General features: G+C 68.9%; 16 protein-coding genes. 11 read left to right on the top strand and 5 right to left on the bottom strand.

The genetic code is table 11. The annotated features are described in order from the left end of the window. Positions 1 to 30 precede the first annotated feature (30 nt). Complete coding sequence (locus IE302_RS40885) at positions 31 to 2976, top strand: AfsR/SARP family transcriptional regulator (RefSeq protein WP_191259836.1); 2946 nt, start codon at positions 31 to 33, stop codon at positions 2974 to 2976. A 61-nt stretch (positions 2977 to 3037) separates the two neighbouring features. On the opposite strand, the gene IE302_RS40880 is transcribed toward IE302_RS40885, so the two are convergent. Then, positions 3038 to 4234 (bottom strand): PLL family lectin, encoded by a 1197-nt coding sequence (locus IE302_RS40880; protein WP_191259835.1) that lies wholly within the window; start codon positions 4232 to 4234, stop codon positions 3038 to 3040. 668 nt (positions 4235 to 4902) lie between these two features. Between IE302_RS40880 and IE302_RS40875 the strand changes: the two genes are divergently transcribed. Both IE302_RS40875 and IE302_RS40870 read left to right on the top strand, forming a co-directional pair. Further along, positions 4903 to 6636 carry a cation:proton antiporter gene (locus IE302_RS40875; RefSeq protein WP_191259834.1) on the top strand — a complete coding sequence of 578 codons (1734 nt, stop codon included), beginning with the start codon at positions 4903 to 4905 and terminating at the stop codon, positions 6634 to 6636. A gap of 52 nt (positions 6637 to 6688) precedes the next feature. Next, positions 6689 to 7513, top strand: coding sequence for an SAM-dependent methyltransferase (locus IE302_RS40870; protein WP_191259925.1), 825 nt, complete (start codon positions 6689 to 6691; stop codon positions 7511 to 7513). Here IE302_RS40870 and IE302_RS40865 read toward each other — a convergent pair whose 3' ends face one another. Further along, positions 7514 to 7873: a MarR family winged helix-turn-helix transcriptional regulator gene (locus tag IE302_RS40865; protein ID WP_191259833.1), complete on the bottom strand. Its 360-nt coding sequence runs from the start codon at positions 7871 to 7873 to the stop codon at positions 7514 to 7516. Between the two features lie 88 nt (positions 7874 to 7961). Between IE302_RS40865 and IE302_RS40860 the strand changes: the two genes are divergently transcribed. The 6 genes from IE302_RS40860 to IE302_RS40840 all read left to right on the top strand — a co-directional run bounded on the left by IE302_RS40860 (position 7962) and on the right by IE302_RS40840 (position 13590). Continuing rightward, positions 7962 to 8282 (top strand): hypothetical protein, encoded by a 321-nt coding sequence (locus tag IE302_RS40860; RefSeq protein WP_191259832.1) that lies wholly within the window; start codon positions 7962 to 7964, stop codon positions 8280 to 8282. A gap of 90 nt (positions 8283 to 8372) precedes the next feature. Then, entirely contained in the window at positions 8373 to 8669 is a 297-nt protein-coding gene (locus tag IE302_RS40855; protein WP_191259831.1) for an L-histidine N(alpha)-methyltransferase, read from the top strand. A gap of 491 nt (positions 8670 to 9160) precedes the next feature. Continuing rightward, positions 9161 to 10036 (top strand): cation:proton antiporter, encoded by an 876-nt coding sequence (locus IE302_RS40850; RefSeq protein WP_308436961.1) that lies wholly within the window; start codon positions 9161 to 9163, stop codon positions 10034 to 10036. Then, complete coding sequence (locus tag IE302_RS43140) at positions 10018 to 10140, top strand: hypothetical protein (RefSeq protein ID WP_268246802.1); 123 nt, start codon at positions 10018 to 10020, stop codon at positions 10138 to 10140. The genes IE302_RS40850 and IE302_RS43140 overlap by 19 nt, the downstream gene beginning before the upstream one ends. 142 nt (positions 10141 to 10282) lie before the next feature. Continuing rightward, positions 10283 to 11524, top strand: coding sequence for an ATP-grasp domain-containing protein (locus IE302_RS40845; protein ID WP_191259829.1), 1242 nt, complete (start codon positions 10283 to 10285; stop codon positions 11522 to 11524). A 35-nt stretch (positions 11525 to 11559) separates the two neighbouring features. Beyond that, positions 11560 to 13590: a hypothetical protein gene (locus tag IE302_RS40840; RefSeq protein WP_229908290.1), complete on the top strand. Its 2031-nt coding sequence runs from the start codon at positions 11560 to 11562 to the stop codon at positions 13588 to 13590. 466 nt (positions 13591 to 14056) lie between these two features. Here the strand turns inward: IE302_RS40840 and IE302_RS40835 are convergent, their stop codons facing one another. From IE302_RS40835 to IE302_RS40825, 3 genes are all read right to left on the bottom strand, one after another. Continuing rightward, positions 14057 to 14743 carry a choice-of-anchor P family protein gene (locus IE302_RS40835; protein WP_229908288.1) on the bottom strand — a complete coding sequence of 229 codons (687 nt, stop codon included), beginning with the start codon at positions 14741 to 14743 and terminating at the stop codon, positions 14057 to 14059. Positions 14744 to 14769: 26 nt separating this feature from the next. Further along, a complete protein-coding gene (gene ldt-CoaP, locus IE302_RS40830) occupies positions 14770 to 15597 on the bottom strand; it encodes a L,D-transpeptidase family protein (protein WP_191259828.1) in 828 nt (275 codons plus the stop codon). A 277-nt stretch (positions 15598 to 15874) separates the two neighbouring features. Then, positions 15875 to 17134 (bottom strand): helix-turn-helix transcriptional regulator, encoded by a 1260-nt coding sequence (locus IE302_RS40825; protein ID WP_191259827.1) that lies wholly within the window; start codon positions 17132 to 17134, stop codon positions 15875 to 15877. Between the two features lie 151 nt (positions 17135 to 17285). Here IE302_RS40825 and IE302_RS40820 point away from each other — a divergent pair, with 151 nt between their 5' ends. Both IE302_RS40820 and IE302_RS40815 read left to right on the top strand, forming a co-directional pair. Beyond that, positions 17286 to 18371, top strand: coding sequence for an S-(hydroxymethyl)mycothiol dehydrogenase (locus IE302_RS40820; RefSeq protein ID WP_191259922.1), 1086 nt, complete (start codon positions 17286 to 17288; stop codon positions 18369 to 18371). Next, positions 18368 to 18997, top strand: coding sequence for an MBL fold metallo-hydrolase (locus IE302_RS40815; RefSeq protein WP_191259826.1), 630 nt, complete (start codon positions 18368 to 18370; stop codon positions 18995 to 18997). The genes IE302_RS40820 and IE302_RS40815 overlap by 4 nt, the downstream gene beginning before the upstream one ends. The last annotated feature ends 198 nt before the right edge of the window (positions 18998 to 19195 follow it).

Genomic DNA, 19195 nt, shown 5'->3' with positions numbered 1-19195 from the left:
CGATGGCTTTGGAGCGCATAGGGGTCGGGAGTGGATTTCGAAGTTCTGGGTGCGGTCACGATACGGGCGGACGGGCGGTCGTTCGCGGTCGGTGAGCCACGCCAGCAGCAGATCCTGGCGGTGCTGCTCCTCGAGGCCGGGCGAACGGTCGGGCTCGACACCCTGGTGACCCGGGTGTGGGGCGAGTCGCCGCCCAAACAGGCCCGCCGTTCCTTGCAGGCCCACATAACGCGGGTCCGGCGAGTGCTCGAACAGGCCGACCCGGGGAGCACGTGGCTCGCGCGGGACTCCGGTGGTTACCGCCTGGACATCCGTCCCGAGCAGGTCGACGTGTTCCGCTTCCGGAACGCGGTGCGCGACGAGGCCGCCGACCGCACCGCCCTGGCCGAGGCGCTCGGGCTGTGGCGGGGAGAGCCGTTGGCGGGGCTGTCCGGCGAGTGGGCCGAGCGCACCCGCCGCACCTTGAGCCAGGAACACGAAGCCGCCGTGGTGGCCTGGGCGGCGGCCGAGATCCGCGCCGGTCAGGCGGCCGCCACGGTCATCCGGTTGACCGAGCTGGTCGAGGAGCACCCGTTGCACGAGGGGGCCGCGGCGGTGCTGATGCGCGCGCTGTACGCGCTGGGCCGGACGGCCGACGCCCTCGCCGTGCACGAACGGATCCGCCGGGCACTCCGCGACGAGCTCGGCGTCGATCCCGGACCGGAGCTGGCCGCGGTGTACGAAGCCGTGCTGCGCCACGATCTCCCGTCGGGGGAGCGGGCGGTACCCGCGCAACTGCCCGCCGCCGTCACCGGGTTCACCGGCCGGACAGGCGAAATCGCCGAGCTGGACAGGCTGGCGGACCGGGCGGGGGAGGAGCCGGTGATCGTCTGCCTGACCGGGACGGCCGGGGCGGGCAAGACGGCGACGGTCGTGCAGTGGGGACATCGGGTGCGTGACCGGTTCCCGGACGGGCAGCTGTACCTGGATCTGCGCGGGTACGCGCCGGAGAAGCCGGTTTCGCCCGGCGACGCGCTCGGCGCGTTGCTGACCGCGTTGCTGCCCGGCGGCGCGGAAGTCCCGCTCGGCGTGACCGAACGCGCCGCCCGGTTCCGCACCGAGCTCGACGGCAGGCGCATGCTCCTGGTGCTGGACAACGCGGCGTCCGTCGATCAGGTCCGGATGTTGTTGCCCGGCACCGGAAGTTGCGCTGTCGTGGTGACCAGCCGTGACGCGCTCACCGGTCTCGTGGCGCTGCACGGCGCGCACCGCGTCACCCTGGACCAGCTCCCGCTCGCCGACGCGGTCACCTTGCTCGGGCTGCTCGTCGGGCAGCGGGTGGACGCCGAACCCGAGGCGGCCACCTCGCTCGCCGAACGGTGTGTGCGCCTGCCGTTGACCCTGCGTCTCGCGGCCGAGCTCGCCGTGTCCCGGCCCGCGGTCCCGCTGTCCCGGCTGGCCGCCGAACTGCGCGCGGCCCAGCGGACCCTCGACGTGCTGAGCGGCGGGGACGACCAGCGCGCCGCCATCCGGGCGGTGTTCTCCTGGTCGTTGCGGCAGTTGAGCGATCAGGCCGTCGACGCCTTCGCCGCGCTCGGCCACCATCCCGCGCCGACCTTCGACGTCCACGCGCTGGCCGCGCTCGCCGGGCAACCGCTCGCGACGGCACACACCCTGCTTACCGTCCTCGTCCGCGCGCATCTCGTGCAACCGGCCGGTGTCGACCGGTACCTCATGCACGACCTGCTCAAGGCCTACGCGACCGAAGCGGGCGACGTCGACGAGCGTTCCGCGCTCGACCGCGTCTACGCCTACTATCTCGCCACGATCGCCGCGGCGATGGACCTGCTTTACCCGGGCGAAGCCCATCGCAGGCCGAAGGTCCTCGCGCCGGGTAGCCCGGTGCCCGGGTTCCCCGGCGCCGAAGAGGCCCGGGAGTGGCTGGACGCCGAACTCGCCACGATGCCGGCGCTGGCCGCGCACGCGGCGACCCGCGGCCGTCCCGAGAGCGCGGTGGCGTTGTCCCGCTTGCTGTTCCGCTATCTCGACGGGCGCGACGAAACCGTCGCCATCCGCATCCACGACCACGCGCGCGCCGCCGCCCACGCCATCGGCGACCGCGGCGGTGAGGCCACCGCGCTCCACTCGCTCGGCGGCGTCCATCTCCAGGCGGGCCGGGCCGCCGCGGCCGTGGCGCATCTCAGCGCGGCGGCCGCGCTGTTCAAGGAGATCGGCGACGTGTCTTCGCAGGGCCGGGCCGTGGCCGCCGTGGGCATGGTCGAAGAACGCGCCGGACGCTATCGGCCCGCCATCGACCACTACACCCGGGCGCTGGCCCTGTTCCGCCATGACACCGATCCGGTGGCCCAGGCGCACGTCCTGACCAGGCTCGGCACGGTCGAGGCCCGGATCGGGCACGCCGCCGCGGTGACCAACCTGGAGCACGCCATGGCCCTGCACGAGCGGGCGGGCCATCATTTCGGGCTGGCGTGGGCCAAACTCGGCCTCGCCGAGGTCGCCCTCGCTCGCGACCACCTGAGCGACGCCCTCGCCCTGCACAACGAAGCCGTGGAACTGTTCCGCTCCATCGGCCACCTCGGAAGCGAGGCCTGGTGCGTCGACGGCCTCGGCAGGACCCATACCCGGCGCGGCCATCCCGACCGGGCGGCCGAACACCATCGCCGCGCTCTCGACCTGTTCGTCGCACACGGCGATCGCGACGGCGAAACCTGGGCGCTCAACGGACTCGGCGAAGCGTGCCGTGCCCGCGGCGACGTCGATTCGGCCCGCCTGAACCACACCACGGCCCTGGACCTGGCCGTCCGGACCGGCGCGCGGGAACAGGCGGCCCGCGCCCACCACGGCCTCGCCAGGGTGGCCGCCGACACCGGCGACCTCCCCGCCGCGCACCGGCACTACGACAGCGCCACCACCATCTACCGCGACCTCACCCTGTCCACCGACCTGATCCGGAAGGAACTGGCCGAGCTGGGCTGAGCGGAAGACGGCCCGGGCAGGAGCGCCCCGGGCCGTCCGGCGATGCACGACCTCATGGGGGTCAGCCGTGCAGTGGTCCTCCGAAAGCGAAGTAGGACGTGAAGCCGCCGACGAAGTTGGTCTGGATCCGGCTGTAGATCCGGTTGTCGGTACCGCGCACGATGAACTGGTCGGCCACCGTCCGGATGGGTGCGGCTGTTCCGCCGCTGGCGGCGGGGTTGCCGAAGGCGGTGCCGCGGAGATCGACGTAGCCGCCGAACCGGGTCGACCCGGGTGGACGCCGGTTCAGGAAGATCCGGAGGTTGGTGCCCCGGACGTAGAACTGCAGGCCGGTGTCCTTGGCGATCGAGACGGCGATGTCGCTGGTGGCGACGCCGCCCAGGTTGACCCACCCGGGATTGTCGAAGTTCCAGGTGAAGACGGCGTTGCTGCCGTTCTGCCGGGCGAACACCTCATTGCCCCGGAAGGTGAACATGGCGCCTTCGTTGACCAGCGTCGGGTTGCCGGTCGTGAACAGGTCGCCGAGCTGGGACCAGCCGGTGATCGCCCCGGTGCTGTTGTTGATGACCGTGGAGAACAGGCGATTGACCACGCCTCGCACCACGATCCGGATGTTGACGTCGAGGCCCGGTGAATCGACGACCGCCGCCGAAATCTCACTGGTGGCGAACTGGCCGAGATCGGTCCAGCCCTGCGGCGCGCCTTGGACGAGCAAGTTGGTGAAGACCCGGCCGGTGTCCTTGTCCCGCGCGAAGATCCGGATCATCGGCAGCTGGGAGCCGCGCGGCGGGATCTTGACCGCGGTGACCTCGCTGGAGATCAGCAGCCCGGGAATGACCTGGAAGGGCGTCGGGAAGTTGTACGAGACGACCAGGCTGGTGATCGCCTGGTCGCCGGTGTTCCGGGCGAAGATCTGCGCGCCTTCGGGCGCCGTGACGCCGGTCGGGTCGCCGATGATCTGCTGACCGAAGGACCGGAAGTCACCGTAACCGTTGGTACTGGGCGTTCCCGGGCTGTACAGAATCGAGCCGTCCAGCCCGCGGGAGAGCATGAACAGCCCCGACGGGTCGATCACCGGTGTGCTGTTGAAGGTGACGTCCGGGCCCAGCGGCTCCGCGTCGGCGAGCGCCGTGCCTGGTGCCGAAAGCCCGACCAGGACGGCCATGGCCATCCCGGCCAGGGCCCTGATCAGTATCCGACGCCGGTTCGGCGGCTTGGCCGCGGTACCGGCATCACGTCTCCTGACTGTCGTGATCATGTTTCCTCCGTAAGTGGTCGAGACCAGTCGGAAGCTAGGTCCGGCCCCTTGCGGGAATGTTGTGGAATCGCAGTGGCGGACGGCCCGGATGCCGTGAAAGCCACGTTCGCAACGTTGAAGGTTGCGAAGGTGGCTTTCACAACGCCGCCGACCCCCAGACCGCGCCTGGCCGAGGGGGTCGTGAGTGGTAAGTGTCGTTCTAACGGACTCGTATTTACCGACCCACTGGTATGACTGGTGGTTGAGCGTGGAGGATCGGGGACGTTGAGTGTCCCCGATCCTCCGTTGATCAAGGTCGGAGACCGGGCGACCCACGCGACGGTGAAGGAATCGGGACATTGAACGTCCCAATTCCTTCACCGTCGAGCCCGGCGGCCACGGAACCGCCACCCTCGCGCAGGTCAAGCATGGGTCGGTGAATGCTCCTCGAACGGGGACGGGGAGGCCGCCCGAGGCCCGCGTCGGCGCGGCACCGCGGTCCGGCTCGCGAGGAAGGTACGGACCGCGCGTTTCGGCGGGCCACCGCTCCCGGTTACGCGGGAGTTTCGGGGTGTAACGCCGCGCTCGGCCGGTTCCGGCTCCGGATGCCGACTCGCGGCTCCGGTGATGTCATGTCACCGACGGCCCCGTCCGGAGTGCCCTGACCAGCGAGAGGACGCGTACTACCCGTGGACCTGACCCTCGTCGTCGTGCTCGGTGTGATCAGCATCGTGCTGGTGGCCGCGTTCTCCGAGCGGCTCAACCTGGCCGCGCCGCTGAGCCTCGTGCTCGTCGGCATCGGCCTGAGCTTCCTGCCGGGTGTCCCGCATCCGGAGATCGAACCCGAGCTGATCCTCGCCGGGGTGCTGCCGCCGTTGCTGTACTCGGCGGCGGTGAACATGCCGATGGTCGACTTCCGGCGGAACATCCGGCCGATCACCGGCCTCGCGGTCCTGCTGGTGGTGGGGTCGACGCTGGGGGCGGGCTGGCTGTTCCACTGGCTGGTGCCGGACATCGGCTGGCCCGCCGCGTTCGCGCTCGGCGCGGTCATCAGTCCCACCGACGCCGTCGCGGCGACGTCCGTGGGACGCCGGCTCGGCCTGCCGCCCCGGCTGCTGACCGTGCTCGAAGGCGAGGGGCTCGTCAACGACGCTTCCGCGCTCGTGCTGCTGCGGTCCGCCGTCGCCGCGGTCGCCGGGTCCGTGTCGGTCTGGGGCATCGTGGGGGAGTTCGCCCTCGCGGTCGTGGTGGCGGTGGCGATCGGGATCCTGGTCGGCTATGTCAACGTCCGGGTGCGCGCGTTGCTGGGCAACGCGGTGCTCAACACCGCCATCTCCTTCGTGGTCCCGTTCATCGCCTTCCTGCCCGCCGAGGAGGCCGGCGCTTCGGGCGTCCTCTCCGTCGTCGTCGCCGGCCTGGTGACCGGTCACCTCGCCCCGCGGCACCTGCGCGCGACGGACCGGCTCGCCGAGACCGTCAACTGGCGCACCGTGGCCTTCCTCTTGGAGAGCGGGATGTTCCTGCTCATGGGGCTCAGCGTCAAAACCCTCGTCGACGAGGCGCACAAGGACGGCTCGAGCGCCTGGCACGCGCTCTTGATCGGCCTGGCGGCCTCCGTGCTCGTCATCGTCGCGCGCATCGTCTTCGTCGGACCGCTCGTCGCCGGGCTCTACCGCGAACAACGCAAAGCCGCGCGATTCAAGCCACGCCTGGAAACGACACAGGCGGTGCTGCGGGGCGACGAGTCCAACCCCGCCGTCACCGAACGCCTCGACAAGGCGTCACCGCGGCGGGTGGCGCATTTCCGGAAACGGCTCGACCGTGCCGCCGCCGACGTCGAGTTCCGGCTCACCGAGACCCTGGGCTGGCGTGGCGGGATAGTGCTCGGCTGGGCGGGGATGCGCGGCGCGATCACGCTGGCGGCGGCGCAGACCCTGCCGCAGGACACACCGGATCGCGCGCTGCTGGTCCTGATCGCCTACGTGGTTGCGACCACGACGCTGCTGGTCCAGGGCCTGACGCTCCCGGCGGTCATCCGCGCGGCACGCGTGCCCGAGGAGGACCCGGGCAAGCTGCGCCGGGAGTACGTCGGCCTCATGACCGAGCTGACCGGCGCGGCCAGATCCCTGTTGGACGACCCGGCCCTGGCCGACCAGGACAGCGGGCCGTTCAGCGAGCAGGTCCTCGACCGGGTGCGCTCGGACTCCCGTATCCCGGCCGAAGCGTCGGTGAAGGACCCGGTGCCCGAACGATCCGAAAACGTCCACCAGTACCTGCGGCTGAGGTTGCGAGTGCTCACCGAGCAGTCCGAGTGCCTGCAGCGGGCCCGGTCGGGCGGCCGCTACAGCTCGGAAGCCTTGGGGCGCGCGCAAACCTCCCTGGACGTGGAGATGGCACGCCTCGAACAGCTGGCGGACCGGTAAGGTGCGGGTACTTGATTTGCCGCCTGCGAAGATCTTGGGGTTCGGGATGAGCATGGACGAGGCCGCGCGCTTGAGCTCGGCGGTGGACAAGGTTTCGGTGGGGCGGGTCTACGACTACCTGCTCGGCGGGACGCACAACTACGCCGTGGACCAGGCGTTCGCCGAGAAGCAGCTCGCCGTGCTGCCGGAGATCCGCGACTTCGCCAGGGCGAACCGCGCGTTCCTCGGCCGTGCGGTCCGGTTCATGGTCGACCAGGGGATCCGGCAGTTCGTGGACATCGGCTCCGGCCTGCCGACGCAGGGCAACGTGCACGAGGTGGCCGACGAGGTCGCCCCGGGCGAATGCCGGGTCGTCTACATCGACAACGAGCCGATCGCCCGTGCGCACGCGCAGATCCTGCTCGAACAGACCGCGGACCCGAACCGGCACGCCGCGCTGGACGCCGACTTCTTCGACCAGGGCCTGCTGTGGGAACGCGTGCTGGACACCGGCCTGATCGACCGGACACAGCCCATCGGACTGCTGCTGGTGGCCCTGCTGCATTTCATGCCCGACGAGCGGAACCCGCACGCCGCGCTCGGTTTCCACCGCGCGATGCTCCCGCCCGGCAGCTTCCTCGCGGTGTCGCACATCCACGTCGCGCCCGAGGACGTCGAGACCCAGAACGCGGGCAAGCAGGTGGCGGAGGAGTACGGCCGCCGGACCAACCACGCCGCGATCATGCGGTCGCGCGAACAGATCGCCGAGTTCTTCGGGGATCTGGACCTGATCGAGCCCGGACTGGTGTGGCTGCCCCAGTGGCGGCCCGGCGCCGGGGACTTCGACGACGAAGCCGCTCGTTCGCGCGGGCTCGCCGGGGTGGCACGCACCAGCTGACTAGGCGGTCCGGTCGTCGTTCTGGCGGTTTTCGTGTTCCCGCAAGGAAAGTGTCAACCGGCGCAGCGTGCTCCGGGCCTCCTGCAACGTGTACTCGTCGAGGTCGGCGGCCGAGGTGACCACCTGACGCGAGTTTTCGCTGACTTCCCAGAGCCGGTCGAGCAGGGCGCGGCCCGCCGGGGTGACGCCGACCTTGGGCGACCGGGAGTTGCTCGGGTTCGGGTGCCGGATCAGATGTCCCGACTCGACGAGGTCGTCGACCACGCGCTGCACGCCCTGGCGCACCTGCCCGAGCCGGCGCGCGATCTCCGGCACGGCGGCCGGCGAACAGGTCAGGTGCCTGCCGGTTGCAGGGCTCACGCCCCGTTCACCGGCGACAGGCCGAACCGCGACTATGCCGTTTCGCACTGAATCTCTGCATCGGTACAACCACGGGGAACTGGTCAGGATGGCCCGCACCGCGACGCGCCGGGCCGCGGCCCTGCCGGTGAACACGGTCGCCACCGCGGTGCTCGTCGAAGAAGTGGGCCTTCTGGGGAACACCCTCGGCGCCATCGACGGAATGCTGGAAGTCCTCCTCGGCGAACTGGAACGGCGAGTCGGCGCGGGCGAACTCGAAGTCGCCGAAGGCCCCTTCGTCGGGGAACCCGAACAGGCTCTGGCCACGATGCTGCTCTGGGTCGAGCAGGCGCGAGCGGCCTCGGCGACAGGTCGCCAAGCGATCGAGAACGCGCACAAAGCGGCCGCCGGCCTGGCCTCGGCGCGTTGACACGGCCACTGCCGCCCGGGTGACCGTTCTGCTCCGGTAAGTGTGACAAGGCTTGTCCGTTCTTGAAAATCTATGCATTGGATGGCGGGAATGGGTGCGGTAAACGATCTGATCGACGTCCGTGTCGACGATGCCACGAGCGAAATCCAAGAGCTGATAGCGGGCCTTTCGGAAGCTCCGCGCCTGATCCCCACCGTGTACGGATACGACGAACGGGGATCGGATCTGTACGCGTGGATCTGCGATCTGGACAGCTATTACCCGTATCGGACCGAGTGGGAACTGCTGTCGCGCAATATCGACTCGATCAGCGATCTCGTCAAACGGGACGAGATGGTCGAACTGGGTTGCGGTACAGCCAATGGTTCACAAGAGAATTGCGACTGATTGCGATCAGGTTGCCTTCATTAAGTGAAACTCGCGCTCGAACGCAATAGAATCAATGGTCTACGGGCGCCGCGACTACGAAATCATCATATTGATCTTGCCCGGTCGGCTCAAGGTGTGATGGCATCACTCATGGGCAATCGATCTCCTGGGGATTTCGGACTACGCGGGAATGTAATGAATGGTTTTTCCTGCCTCTCTCGTGGGGCGGACGGCTCAGGAGTGCGCGCTCATGAACTTCCTTTGATCGACCGAAGCATCATGTCCGGCTGAATTGACGGCATTGGAACAGTTCACTCGTTCACTCGACGAGAAAGGACGGTTGAGCCCCGCGGGACACAGTAGAGCGAGGAAGTCGCTCGTACGCTCGCTCGCCGAACAGATCGAGACCACGCGCCGGGTCGCGGAGAACCCGGAGCTGGAACGGGGACGGATCGGGCCGGTCGTCATCACCGGTCTCCTGCGCACGGGGACGACGTTCCTGCGGCACTCTGCTCGGCGCGCTGGCCCGGCGGCTGGGGCAGCCGCCGGTGATCGGGGAGATCCTGCTGGGTCCCACCCGGGCCGACGGCGCGGTGACCAGGGCCATGTTCCCGCTCGAGGTGCGTCCGGCGATGTCGGTGCTGGCCGACGTGGGCATCTGCGTTTTCATGGTCTTCGTCGGCCTGCACGTCGACCGCGGCCTGGTGCGCGGGCACGGCCGGATCATGTCGACCGTCTCGATCAGCGCCGTCGCGCTCCCGTTCGCCGCCGGGGTGCTGCTGGCCTTGCTGCTCGCCGACCGTCATGCCCAAGGCGGCGGCCTGGTGTTCACGCTGTTCATGGGGGCCGTGATCGCCTGCACGGCGTTTCCGGTGCTGGCCCGGATCCTCCGCGACCGCGACCTGCTCGACATGCCGATCGGCGGGCTCGCCCTGGCCTGCGCGGCGCTCGACGACGTCCTGATCTGGTCGCTGCTGGCGGTGGTGGCGCCGATCGCGGGCGCGGGCACCGATCCCACCCGGGTCCTGCTCGTGGTGCCTCTGGTCGTCGTGCTCCTGACGGTCGTGCGCCCGCTGGCGAAGCGATGGCTGCGACGGCGTCCCATGGACGGGGTGCTGTCCGGATGCCTTCTGTTCGTGTTCATGGTGGCCGGCGCGACCGCGTGCGCGCTGGCCACCGACTGGATGGGACTGCACCTGATCTTCGGCGCGTTCATGTTCGGCGTCGCCATGCCGGAGGGCGGTGCGGCGTTCTTGCGCGAGCGCTTGCTGCCAAAGGTGAAGCGGGGGAGCGAGACGCCGCTCATCCCGGTTTTCTTCGCCAGCGCGGGGATTGGCGTCATTCTGTCTACTGTGGACTTCCGGGGGTGGGTGAGCTCGGACTGATCCTGCTCGGGACGTTGCTTCGCTGGGTGTACCCGCCCGCCGTCGCCCGCCGGGACCGTACCGAGCGCGAAGTCGGACCGGCCGGATCGGTGTCCCGGACGTGAAGTGATTCCGGTGCTTCACGTGCCGCCGACCCGTTCGTGGTCGATCGTGCGTTCTGCGGAACGCCCCGATGTCGCTTAGCGTTGGACGTAGCTTCCCTTCAGCTGGTGAGGAGCTGACGACGCCGACACGGAGGAACGGTCTATGACGCGGCTCGACGCGGCCACGAAGGATCCGGACAAAGGTTACGTGGCTCTTCTGGGTTGGAGCCTCAACGCGGTCGAGGCGCTGGACCGGTTCGATCGGCGCTATGTCGTCGTGGCGCCGGACTGGGCCGAGAAATACTGTGTGGAACACGATATTCCTTATCTGCCATGGAATTTCGAACGGCTCAACGACCGCTCGCTGGAGATCGCCGAGACACTGCAACGCGAAGGCGTCGACGTCGCGATCCCGCTGTTCGAGGAAACCGTGGAGTGGGCCGGGGCGATCAACGCGGTCCTGCTGGACAACCCGCGCCTGTTCGGGCAGGCCATGCTGCTGCGGGACAAGTCGCTGATGAAACGCCGGGCGCAACTCGGCGGGATCCGGGTCGGGATCTTCGAAGAGGCCCACGACCGGGACGACGTGATCCGCTTTCTCAAGCGGGTCAACCAAACTCTGCTCAAACTCGACGGTGATCCGAACGACCCGATCCATCTCAAGGCCTTCGACAAGGCCGGTTGCCTCGGTCACCGCGTCGTCCGCACGCCCGACGACGTCGACGCGATCCCGGAGGAGGAGTTCCCGGTCCTGATGGAGTCGCATCTCGACGGCTGGGAGTTCGCCGTCGAAGCGTGGATCCACAACGGGAAGATCAAGTTCCTGAACATCTCCGAGTACGTCACGCTGGGCTACTCGGTGTTCGTGCCCGCCACTCCCGAGCTGGAGCGGTACCGGCCGCAGATCACCGCGCAGATCGAAAAGCTGATCAAGACCTTCGACATCGAGTTCGGTTTCGTGCACCCGGAGTACTTCGTCACCAACGACGGCGAGATGTACTTCGGCGAGGTCGCCTACCGGCCGCCGGGGTTCAAGGTGTTCGAACTGCTCGAACGCGCCTACGGGTTCAACGCCTACCAGGGACTGGCGCTGGCCTTCGATCCGAAGACGACCGAGGAGGAGATCGACGCGTTCTTCCCGCAGGAGGTCGAGGACGCCACCGGGGTCGCCGGCTGCTTCGGGGTCTACCCGCGCCGCCGCGTGGTCAGTGAGCTGCGGATCCCGCCGGAAACCGAGGATCACGACTACTACGAGTCACACGATCTTTCGGCGCCGCTTGAGGAGACGGTCACCAAACGGACCGCGTTCGGTACACACTGGGGTCTGCTGTACTTCTTCGGGGATGACGCCTACCAGATGCGTGACCTGCTGAAGCAACAGGAAGAACTAGACTTCTACGTCTGAGGGGCAGCCCAGCGCGCAGGAGACCGACCCGAGGGATGCCTTTGAAACCGACCGTCGATGTTCATGGCGCGTCCGCCACGCTGGACAAACGGGTGGCCTCGCTCGACGAGGCCATCAAGGTGATGGCCGAGACCCGCGACTTCGGCAAGCACACCAAGCTGCGGCGGATGCTGGAGGCGTTGCGGCGGGTGCTGATGCAGCCGGGCGGCGCCGCGGCGGTCCAGGCCAGGGCGCGGGCGCTGGAGGAGGCGGGCCTGTTCCTTGGGACCGACTGGGCCACTCCGGAGATCCTGATCCCGGCGCTGGTCGGGCCGGGGCTCCACGCGGGTGACCCGGACACCGTGGTGATGGAGGCGTGCAGCGAGCTGCGCACGCTCGCCGTCGCCCGGGGTGACTACGCGCACCCGACGCTGTCCGCCGAGGACGCCCGCGAGTTCCTGTCCCAGGTGATCGCGCTCAACCTGGAGCTGCTGTTCACCCCGCCCACCGAGGCGGAACGGCGGCAAGGCCGGACCGCGCAGCTGATCAGGGACCTGTTCCGGCACGTCGCCGACGAGATCGGCTACGAGAGCGTGCTGGACAAGCTGGTCGAGGAGATCTGGCGGATCCTGCGCCAGCGGCCGATCCAGGTCGACCAGGTGCAGTCGCTGATCACCCGGATCGCGGTCTACCGCGGGGATCCGGAGGTCGATCTCGCCAGCGCCCCCGGGCAGGGCATCGACAGGCTGATCAGCGCCCTGTTCGGTACCACGGAAGCCTGCCGTGAGGATCCGGGCGTCGAGGTCTTCCGGTCCCGGCTGGAGGCGATGGACGACGGTGGCCTGCAGTACGAGGCCACCGGGTTCGCCAGGGCGATGCACGACACCGGGCTGGTCTCGCCGTATCACGCCGAGCTGCTGCGATTCCTGCTGAACAAGGGCGACTACCTGCTCGGGGAGGCGCTCGGCCTGTCCGAAACCGGCCGCAACTGCCTGCTGCGCCACCGCGCCCTGATCCACCGGCTGATCGAGGTGGCGGTGCACACCCAGACCGCCCAGTGCGTCTACGGGCTGGCGCTGCTGCTCGACCGCGGCATCCTCCACGCGCCGCCGGTGGTGCCCGCGCTCTGGCGTCAGCTGGGGCTGGAACTGTCCGAGAACGCGCGCGAGCGGCTGACGACGGTGTTCGGCGACAAACCGGGTCCCGAGGCCAGGCTGATCGCGGGCGTGCTGTCGATGCTGGGCCTGCCGCTGGGCGTCGGGCAGGGCGACAACCCGACCTGCCAGTCGGCCCGCGCGCTGTCGATGTGGGCCTACAACGACCCGGACTACCTGCTGCAGATCGTGGTCTGGGCGGCACGGGACGACGAGATCGTCATGCACTTCGAAGGCCAGCCGATCTCGTCGACGGACAGCGCCGAGGGACTCGCGAACACCCCGCAGACGGACCTGGACCCGGTCTCGTTGCTGGTGGTGCCGCATCTGGACCGGATCTACGCCGAGATGGGGCGCCGCTGCATCGGCAGGCCCGGCGATCCGCACCGCTGGGTCAACCCCGAGTTCCACGGCTGGTGGGCCGCGCGCGGGTTCCGGATCAACGTCGACGTCGAGACCGGGAATCTGATCGACCTCGACAACTTCCTGCGGCAGTTCCACGTGAGCTACCACCCGGCCTACAACGGCGGGCAGCCGCTGATCCACCCGCAGCCCGCCGGGGTCGCCGTCACCGACAGCGCCGCCCGGTACGTCGGCTGGCACGCCATCACCATCCTGCGGGTGGCCGCCGACCCGCAGGACGTCACCCGGGTGTACTTCTACAACCCGAACAACGACAGCGGACAGGACTGGGGCGACGGCGTCGTGGTGTCGACCGCGGGCAACGGCGAGCGGTTCGGCGAGGCTTCGCTGCCGTTCGACCAGTTCGCCTCGCGGCTCTACATCTTCCACACCGACCCGCTCGAACACGGGGAGCCGGACAAGGTGCCCGCCGAGGACGTCACGCGGATCATCGACTACATCGAACGCAGCTGGGGCGCGAACCGGTTGCCGGGCGGCACCCTCCAGGCCTCGAAAACGCCGCAGACCTGACCTTGGCGAGTCGGTCCAGTGGGTCGTGAGTGGCGAGTGTCGTTAGAACGGCACTTACCACTCACGACCCCCTTGCCCCAATCGGTACCGGCGCTTGCCCGCTTGCGGTACATGAAGGCCCCCTTGCTTGCGCTTGGCTCCGTGAAGGACCCCTTCAGGTACTTGGGTCGCCCGTGAAGGGCGAGTTTCCTCGGCTGAGCCGCGTGAAGGGGTCCTTCACGCGCACCCGTCGTGACGTGTGAGGTTACTGGGGCGAATGAGGGTTCCGGGGTGATGCGGCTGTCCGTGAAGGCCCCCTTGAGGGATCCAGAGTCCGTGAAGGCCTCCTTCACTACCTTCAGGGTAGGCAAGGAGGCCTTCACGGACAGCAGGTGAGCGAGCGCGCGTACCGAGTCGGGCAAGGTGGTCGTGAGTGGTAACTGTCGTTAGAACGACACTTACCACTCACGACCACCTGGACCCGACGTCAGCCGGTGACGTCCAGGTGCGCGGGGACCGGGGTGGGCTTGGGGGCCTTGCCACCGGGCTGGGGCTTGTCGCCGGGCTTGGTCGGCGGTTCCGGGGTCTCGCCCGCGGACTTGGCGCAGGTGGCCGACGCGATGTCCAGGGTCTGCGTCTTGCCGAGCAGTTTGGCCGAAACCGCGGTCACGGTCAGGGTCCCGTCGGCGTTCTTGGTCTGCTTGTTCACCGTCAGTTCGAGCAGCGACGCCACCGGGACGGTGGTGTTCGGCGCGACCTGGTCGAGTTTGAGCGTCTTGCCGCCGACCTTCAGGTTCGCGATCGACACGGAACCCTTGCCGTCACGGCAATCGGCCTTGATCACTTCGGCGCTCAACGCGGGAAGGGCGGTCCCGGTGGGCAGCAGGCCGAGGTTCAGAGCGAGACCGGCGACACTGGATTCGGCGTGTCCCGGCTTCACTTCGGCGTTCAGCGCCTTCGCGCCGACCAGCGACGGGCCGGGCGTCGGCAGTGCCACCGAGGCGAGGGATTCCTTGCCAGGCCCGGAAACCGAGGGCGTGCGAGGGATCTTGACCAGGCCGGACGCGGCGATGGCGTACGCGGACTCGGTGGGGGCGGCCGTCGCGGGGGCGGCGGCGAGCACGAGACCGGCCGCGGCCGTGCAGGCGAGCACGCCGATTGTACGTGGGGACAAGGAAATTACCTCCGTGGTTCGAATACTCAGGTGATGTGCACGACGGTGCCGAGCGGCAGCTCGACGAGGCGGTCCAGTGCCTCGCGAGTGACCCGGATGCAGCCGTCGCTGGTGGCCTTGCCGACGAAACTGTCGTCCGGCCAGGTGTGCAGGCCGACCGTGCCGGGCCCGCCGCCGAAGGTCTCGTGCGAATCGGAATGACTGCTCAGCGGCAACACGATCGGGCTGTAGGTGTTCACGCTCTCCTTGATCGAGGCGAGGATGAACGCGCGACCGGTGGGGGTGGGGTGCTGGGGTTTGCCGGTACCGATGGTCCACGAGCCGGTCTGTTTGCCCGCCTCGAGGATCTCCAGGCGGAATCCGGCGAGGTCCACGCGGACCTCGAAATCGTTCCGTGCCGATTCCACGGTTTCCGGCGTGGCGTGCAGCCAGCCGGTCGCGCCGTTGGGACGCGTGGGAAGCAGCACCTGCGCCCAGTCGCCCTGCCGGGCGATCACCGGGACCCAGGTCGGCGAGCCGATCTGCGTCTCCGGAAGCCGGGCGATCGGTTCGGCGCCGGGAGCACGGTAGATCGCCGCGTCCGCCTTGGGGTGCAGCACTTCGCCGCCCGCGGGGAGTTCGTGGGCCGGGTCGGCGGGCGCGGATTTCAGTTCACCGAAGGTGTTCGCCTCGGGCAGCGCGGCCAGTGCTTCGGGAGACGAAGCCCGCGGGACGACGGGAGCGGCCGCCCTGCCGCCTTCGGCCTGGGTGGTGGTGCCGCAGCCGGCCAGCGGCAGCACGACCAGCGCCAGTGCGAAAAGCGCGGCGGCCGCATGAGGGCGTGCGGCACCGCAAGAGGTCTGCGATCGGGTCATTCAATGCCTGTCCATGCGCAGGGTCATTCGCAACGGGATGCGAATCCGGGAGGCCTATCTCTAACAGCAAGGCAGCGCGCCGATCAATCCTCGCGGTGCTTCTTCAGAGCGAATCTGCCTGCGGTTTTCCCGCGTTTCCGCAGTTCAGGAGGGGGTGCCGAGTTTCACTCGATCGAGGTGAAAAAGCGATTTCGGTAACGCCGAGAAGAAACACACTCTGTGTATTTCTTCCTGCGGCCATTCGGTGGAGAAGCGTCGGTGCGGTCAAGCATGTTGATCACGCGGAGTGTCCGGCGGTGATTCCCGCGGTCAGGGCCAAGGCCGCCGCTTCGCCCCGGGAACCGACGTCCAGCTTCCTCAGCACACCCGCGACGTGGAACTTCACCGTGCTCTCGGTGATCCCGAGCGCCGCGGCGATGGTCTTGTTGCGCTGTCCTCGCGCCACGAGCCGCAGCACTTCGAGTTCGCGGCGGTTGAGGTCGGCGAGCACGGCCTCGCCGGTCCGGTCCGAATTCGGCTCGAAGGGGAGTTCGACGGTGACGCGGCTGCCCCAGCCGGGAACGGCGTCGACCTCGACGGTGGCCCCGAGGGTCTTCGCGCGGCCGTCGAGTTGCAGGCGCAGGCCCGCGATGTCGAGGTCGCCGGATCCTTGGTCACGGATGTCGAGGCGCAGTGCCGCGGCATCGCTCGTCCACGCGATCCGGAGGCGGGCCAGCTCCGGCTGGGTGGTGAACGCGAGCACCGCGGTGCACGTCATCGCGCGGGCGGCGTGCGCGACCTCGCCGGGCAGCGGCCGCCCGTCCTTCGTCGGCGCGACGAACTCGACTTCGGCGTCGTGATGTCGCATCACCTGCCGGACTTCCCGGCGGAGCCTGCCGAACGCCGTGTGCGCCGGTTCTTCGGACAGCGCGAGATCGGTTTCGTGCGCGGACCGGAGCGCCACCAGCGCGGCGGAGGCGGAGTCCGTCGCGACGAGACGGGCGCGATGGTCGTCCAGCCGGGTGGAACGCAACGCGGTCAGGATCGTCACGAGCGCGGTTTCGTGCGCGGCGGCCATCTCCACGATCGTGCGCGCGCGTTCGCTGGACGCCGCGCGCGACTCGGCGAGGTAGTCGGGGCTGGCCTGGGTGACCTGCTGGCGGATCGACGTCGCGACGATGCCGAAGATCCCGGCCAGCCGCGCGGGCTGGGGAAAGCGTTTGCGGCTGGCGCGCGGGACGAGCACCAGCAACGTCCCGACCGGATCGCGCACGGCCCACACCGTTCGCGCGGCGCCGCCGAGTGTGGCCGTCAGGGCCAGGTGCCCGCCAGGCTCGACGAGTGACTTGATCGTTTCGAGTTCGCGGATGGCGACCTTGTCCGCGATCTCCTTCGCGCCGGTGACCTTGCGCGGCCTGCCGGTACATTCCAGAGTGAAGATGACGAGTGCCTGATGCGGCCAGTCTTCGGCGAGCAGCCGTGAGAACCGGCCGGCGATCTCGGCCAGCGGGCCTTCGACGACTTCGCGCAGCGCTGTCAGATCGGCGGATTCGGGCATCGGCGTCAGCCTAACCTCTCCCTTGACCCGGTCGAAAGACCAGGTTTTCCTCGACCGACGGTCAGGTCGCGGCCGCTCGTGTCCCGGTTTAGCCTCGCGGCAGGCATGCGTGACCGCGCATGCCTTCGTCGCCGAGCGGAGGAAACAGGGAATGCCACAACAGGTGCGCGGGGTGATCGCCCGGTCGAAGGGGGCGCCGGTCGAGCTGACGGACATCGTGATCCCCGACCCGGGACCCGGCGAGGTCGTCGTGTCGATCGCGGCCTGCGGCGTCTGCCATACCGATCTGACCTATCGCGACGGTGGCATCAACGACGAATTCCCCTTCCTGCTCGGCCATGAGGCGGCGGGCACGGTGGAAAGCGTCGGCGAGGGCGTCGATTCCGTGCGGCCCGGGGATTTCGTCGTGCTCAACTGGCGCGCGGTGTGCGGGCAGTGCCGGGCTTGCAAGCGAGGGCGTCCGCAGTACTGCTTCGACACTTTCAACGCGACTCAGAAGATGACGCTGACCGACGGCACGGAGCTGACGCCCGCGCTCGGCATCGGCGCGTTCGCGGACAAGACGCTCGTCCACGCCGGACAGTGCACGAAGGTCGACCCGGCGGTGGATCCCGCGGTCGCCGGCCTGCTCGGCTGCGGCGTGATGGCCGGTCTCGGCGCCGCGGTCAACACCGGCGGTGTCGGCCGGGGTGACTCGGTGGCGGTGATCGGCTGCGGGGGAGTGGGCGACGCGGCGATCGCCGGTGCCCGGCTGGCGGGCGCGGCGACGATCATCGCCGTCGACCGCGACGCGCGGAAACTGGACTGGGCGCGACAACTCGGCGCGACGCATACGGTCGACGCCACCGAGACCGACCCCATCGCCGCGATCCAGGAGCTGACCGGCGGCTTCGGCGCCGACGTCGTCATCGACGCGGTCGGCCGTCCCGAGACCTGGAAGCAGGCCTTCTACGCACGCGATCTGGCGGGCACCGTGGTGCTGGTCGGCGTGCCGACCCCGGACATGCGGCTGGAGATGCCGCTGCTGGACTTCTTCTCCCGCGGCGGCGCGCTGAAGTCGTCCTGGTACGGCGATTGCCTGCCGGAGCGGGACTTCCCGACGCTGATCGACCTGCACCTGCAGGGCAGGCTGCCGCTCGAGGCGTTCGTGACCGAGCGGATCGCGCTCGGTGACGTCGAAAAGGCGTTCCACACCATGCACGCGGGCGGGGTGCTGCGTTCGGTGGTGATCCTGTGAGCGACCCGCGGATCGACCGGGTCGTCACGAGCGGGGTGTTCGAACTCGACGGCGGATCGTGGAACGTCGACAACAACATCTGGCTCGTCGGGAACGACGACGAGGTCGTGATCGTGGACGCCGCGCACGACGAACGCGCGATCACCGAGGCGGTCGGCGGCCGCCGGGTGGTCGCCGTCGTGTGCACGCACGGGCACAACGACCACGTCACCGTCGCTCCGCAGCTCGGTGAGAGTCTCGACGCGCCGGTCCTGTTGCACCCCGGGGACCGGGAGCTGTGGGAGATGACCCATCCCGGCCGCCGGTTCCGGGACGTGGAGGACGGCGAGCGGATCTCCGTCGCGGGCACGGATCTCGAAGTGATCCACACCCCTGGTCACTCGCCCGGTTCGGTCTGCCTGCACCTGCCCGAGGCGAAGGCGCTGTTCTCCGGCGACACGCTGTTCGCGGGCGGGCCGGGGGCGACCGGGCGTTCGTTCTCCAGCTTCCCGACGATCATCTCGTCGATCAAGGAACGGCTGTTCGCGTTGCCGGAGGACACCCGGGTGCACACCGGCCACGGGGACGGGACCACCATCGGCACGGAGTCGCCGCATCTGGCCGAATGGATCGCCCGCGGCCACTGAGCCTCGTGAGTGGTAAGTGTCGTTCTAACGACAGTCCGTGAAGGACCCCTTCACGCGGCTCAGCCGAGGAAACTCGACCTTCACAGCGACCCAAGTACATGAAGGCCCCCTTCCTCTTGGGTTCTAGCGGTGGTTGCAACACCTGAGTTGTTCAGGGGTTGTGTGTTGTTCGAGATCCGCAGGGACAGGTCGCCTCAG

Origin of the sequence: Amycolatopsis oliviviridis (genome assembly GCF_014654365.1) — a bacterium.
Lineage (GTDB): Bacteria > Actinomycetota > Actinomycetes > Mycobacteriales > Pseudonocardiaceae > Amycolatopsis > Amycolatopsis oliviviridis.
This window is presented reverse-complemented; position numbering and strand designations above follow the sequence as displayed.

Excerpts from the sequence above, each read along its gene's own strand:
- IE302_RS40880 (WP_191259835.1), bottom strand. The coding sequence starts at position 4,234 with ATGATCACGACAGTCAGGAGACGTGATGCCGGTACCGCGGCCAAGCCG.
- IE302_RS40870 (WP_191259925.1), top strand. The coding sequence starts at position 6,689 with ATGGACGAGGCCGCGCGCTTGAGCTCGGCGGTGGACAAGGTTTCGGTG.
- IE302_RS40860 (WP_191259832.1), top strand. The coding sequence starts at position 7,962 with ATGGCCCGCACCGCGACGCGCCGGGCCGCGGCCCTGCCGGTGAACACG.
- IE302_RS40855 (WP_191259831.1), top strand. The coding sequence starts at position 8,373 with ATGGGTGCGGTAAACGATCTGATCGACGTCCGTGTCGACGATGCCACG.
- IE302_RS40845 (WP_191259829.1), top strand. The coding sequence starts at position 10,283 with ATGACGCGGCTCGACGCGGCCACGAAGGATCCGGACAAAGGTTACGTG.
- IE302_RS40840 (WP_229908290.1), top strand. The coding sequence starts at position 11,560 with ATGCCTTTGAAACCGACCGTCGATGTTCATGGCGCGTCCGCCACGCTG.
- ldt-CoaP (WP_191259828.1), bottom strand. The coding sequence starts at position 15,597 with ATGACCCGATCGCAGACCTCTTGCGGTGCCGCACGCCCTCATGCGGCC.
- IE302_RS40825 (WP_191259827.1), bottom strand. The coding sequence starts at position 17,134 with ATGCCCGAATCCGCCGATCTGACAGCGCTGCGCGAAGTCGTCGAAGGC.
- IE302_RS40820 (WP_191259922.1), top strand. The coding sequence starts at position 17,286 with ATGCCACAACAGGTGCGCGGGGTGATCGCCCGGTCGAAGGGGGCGCCG.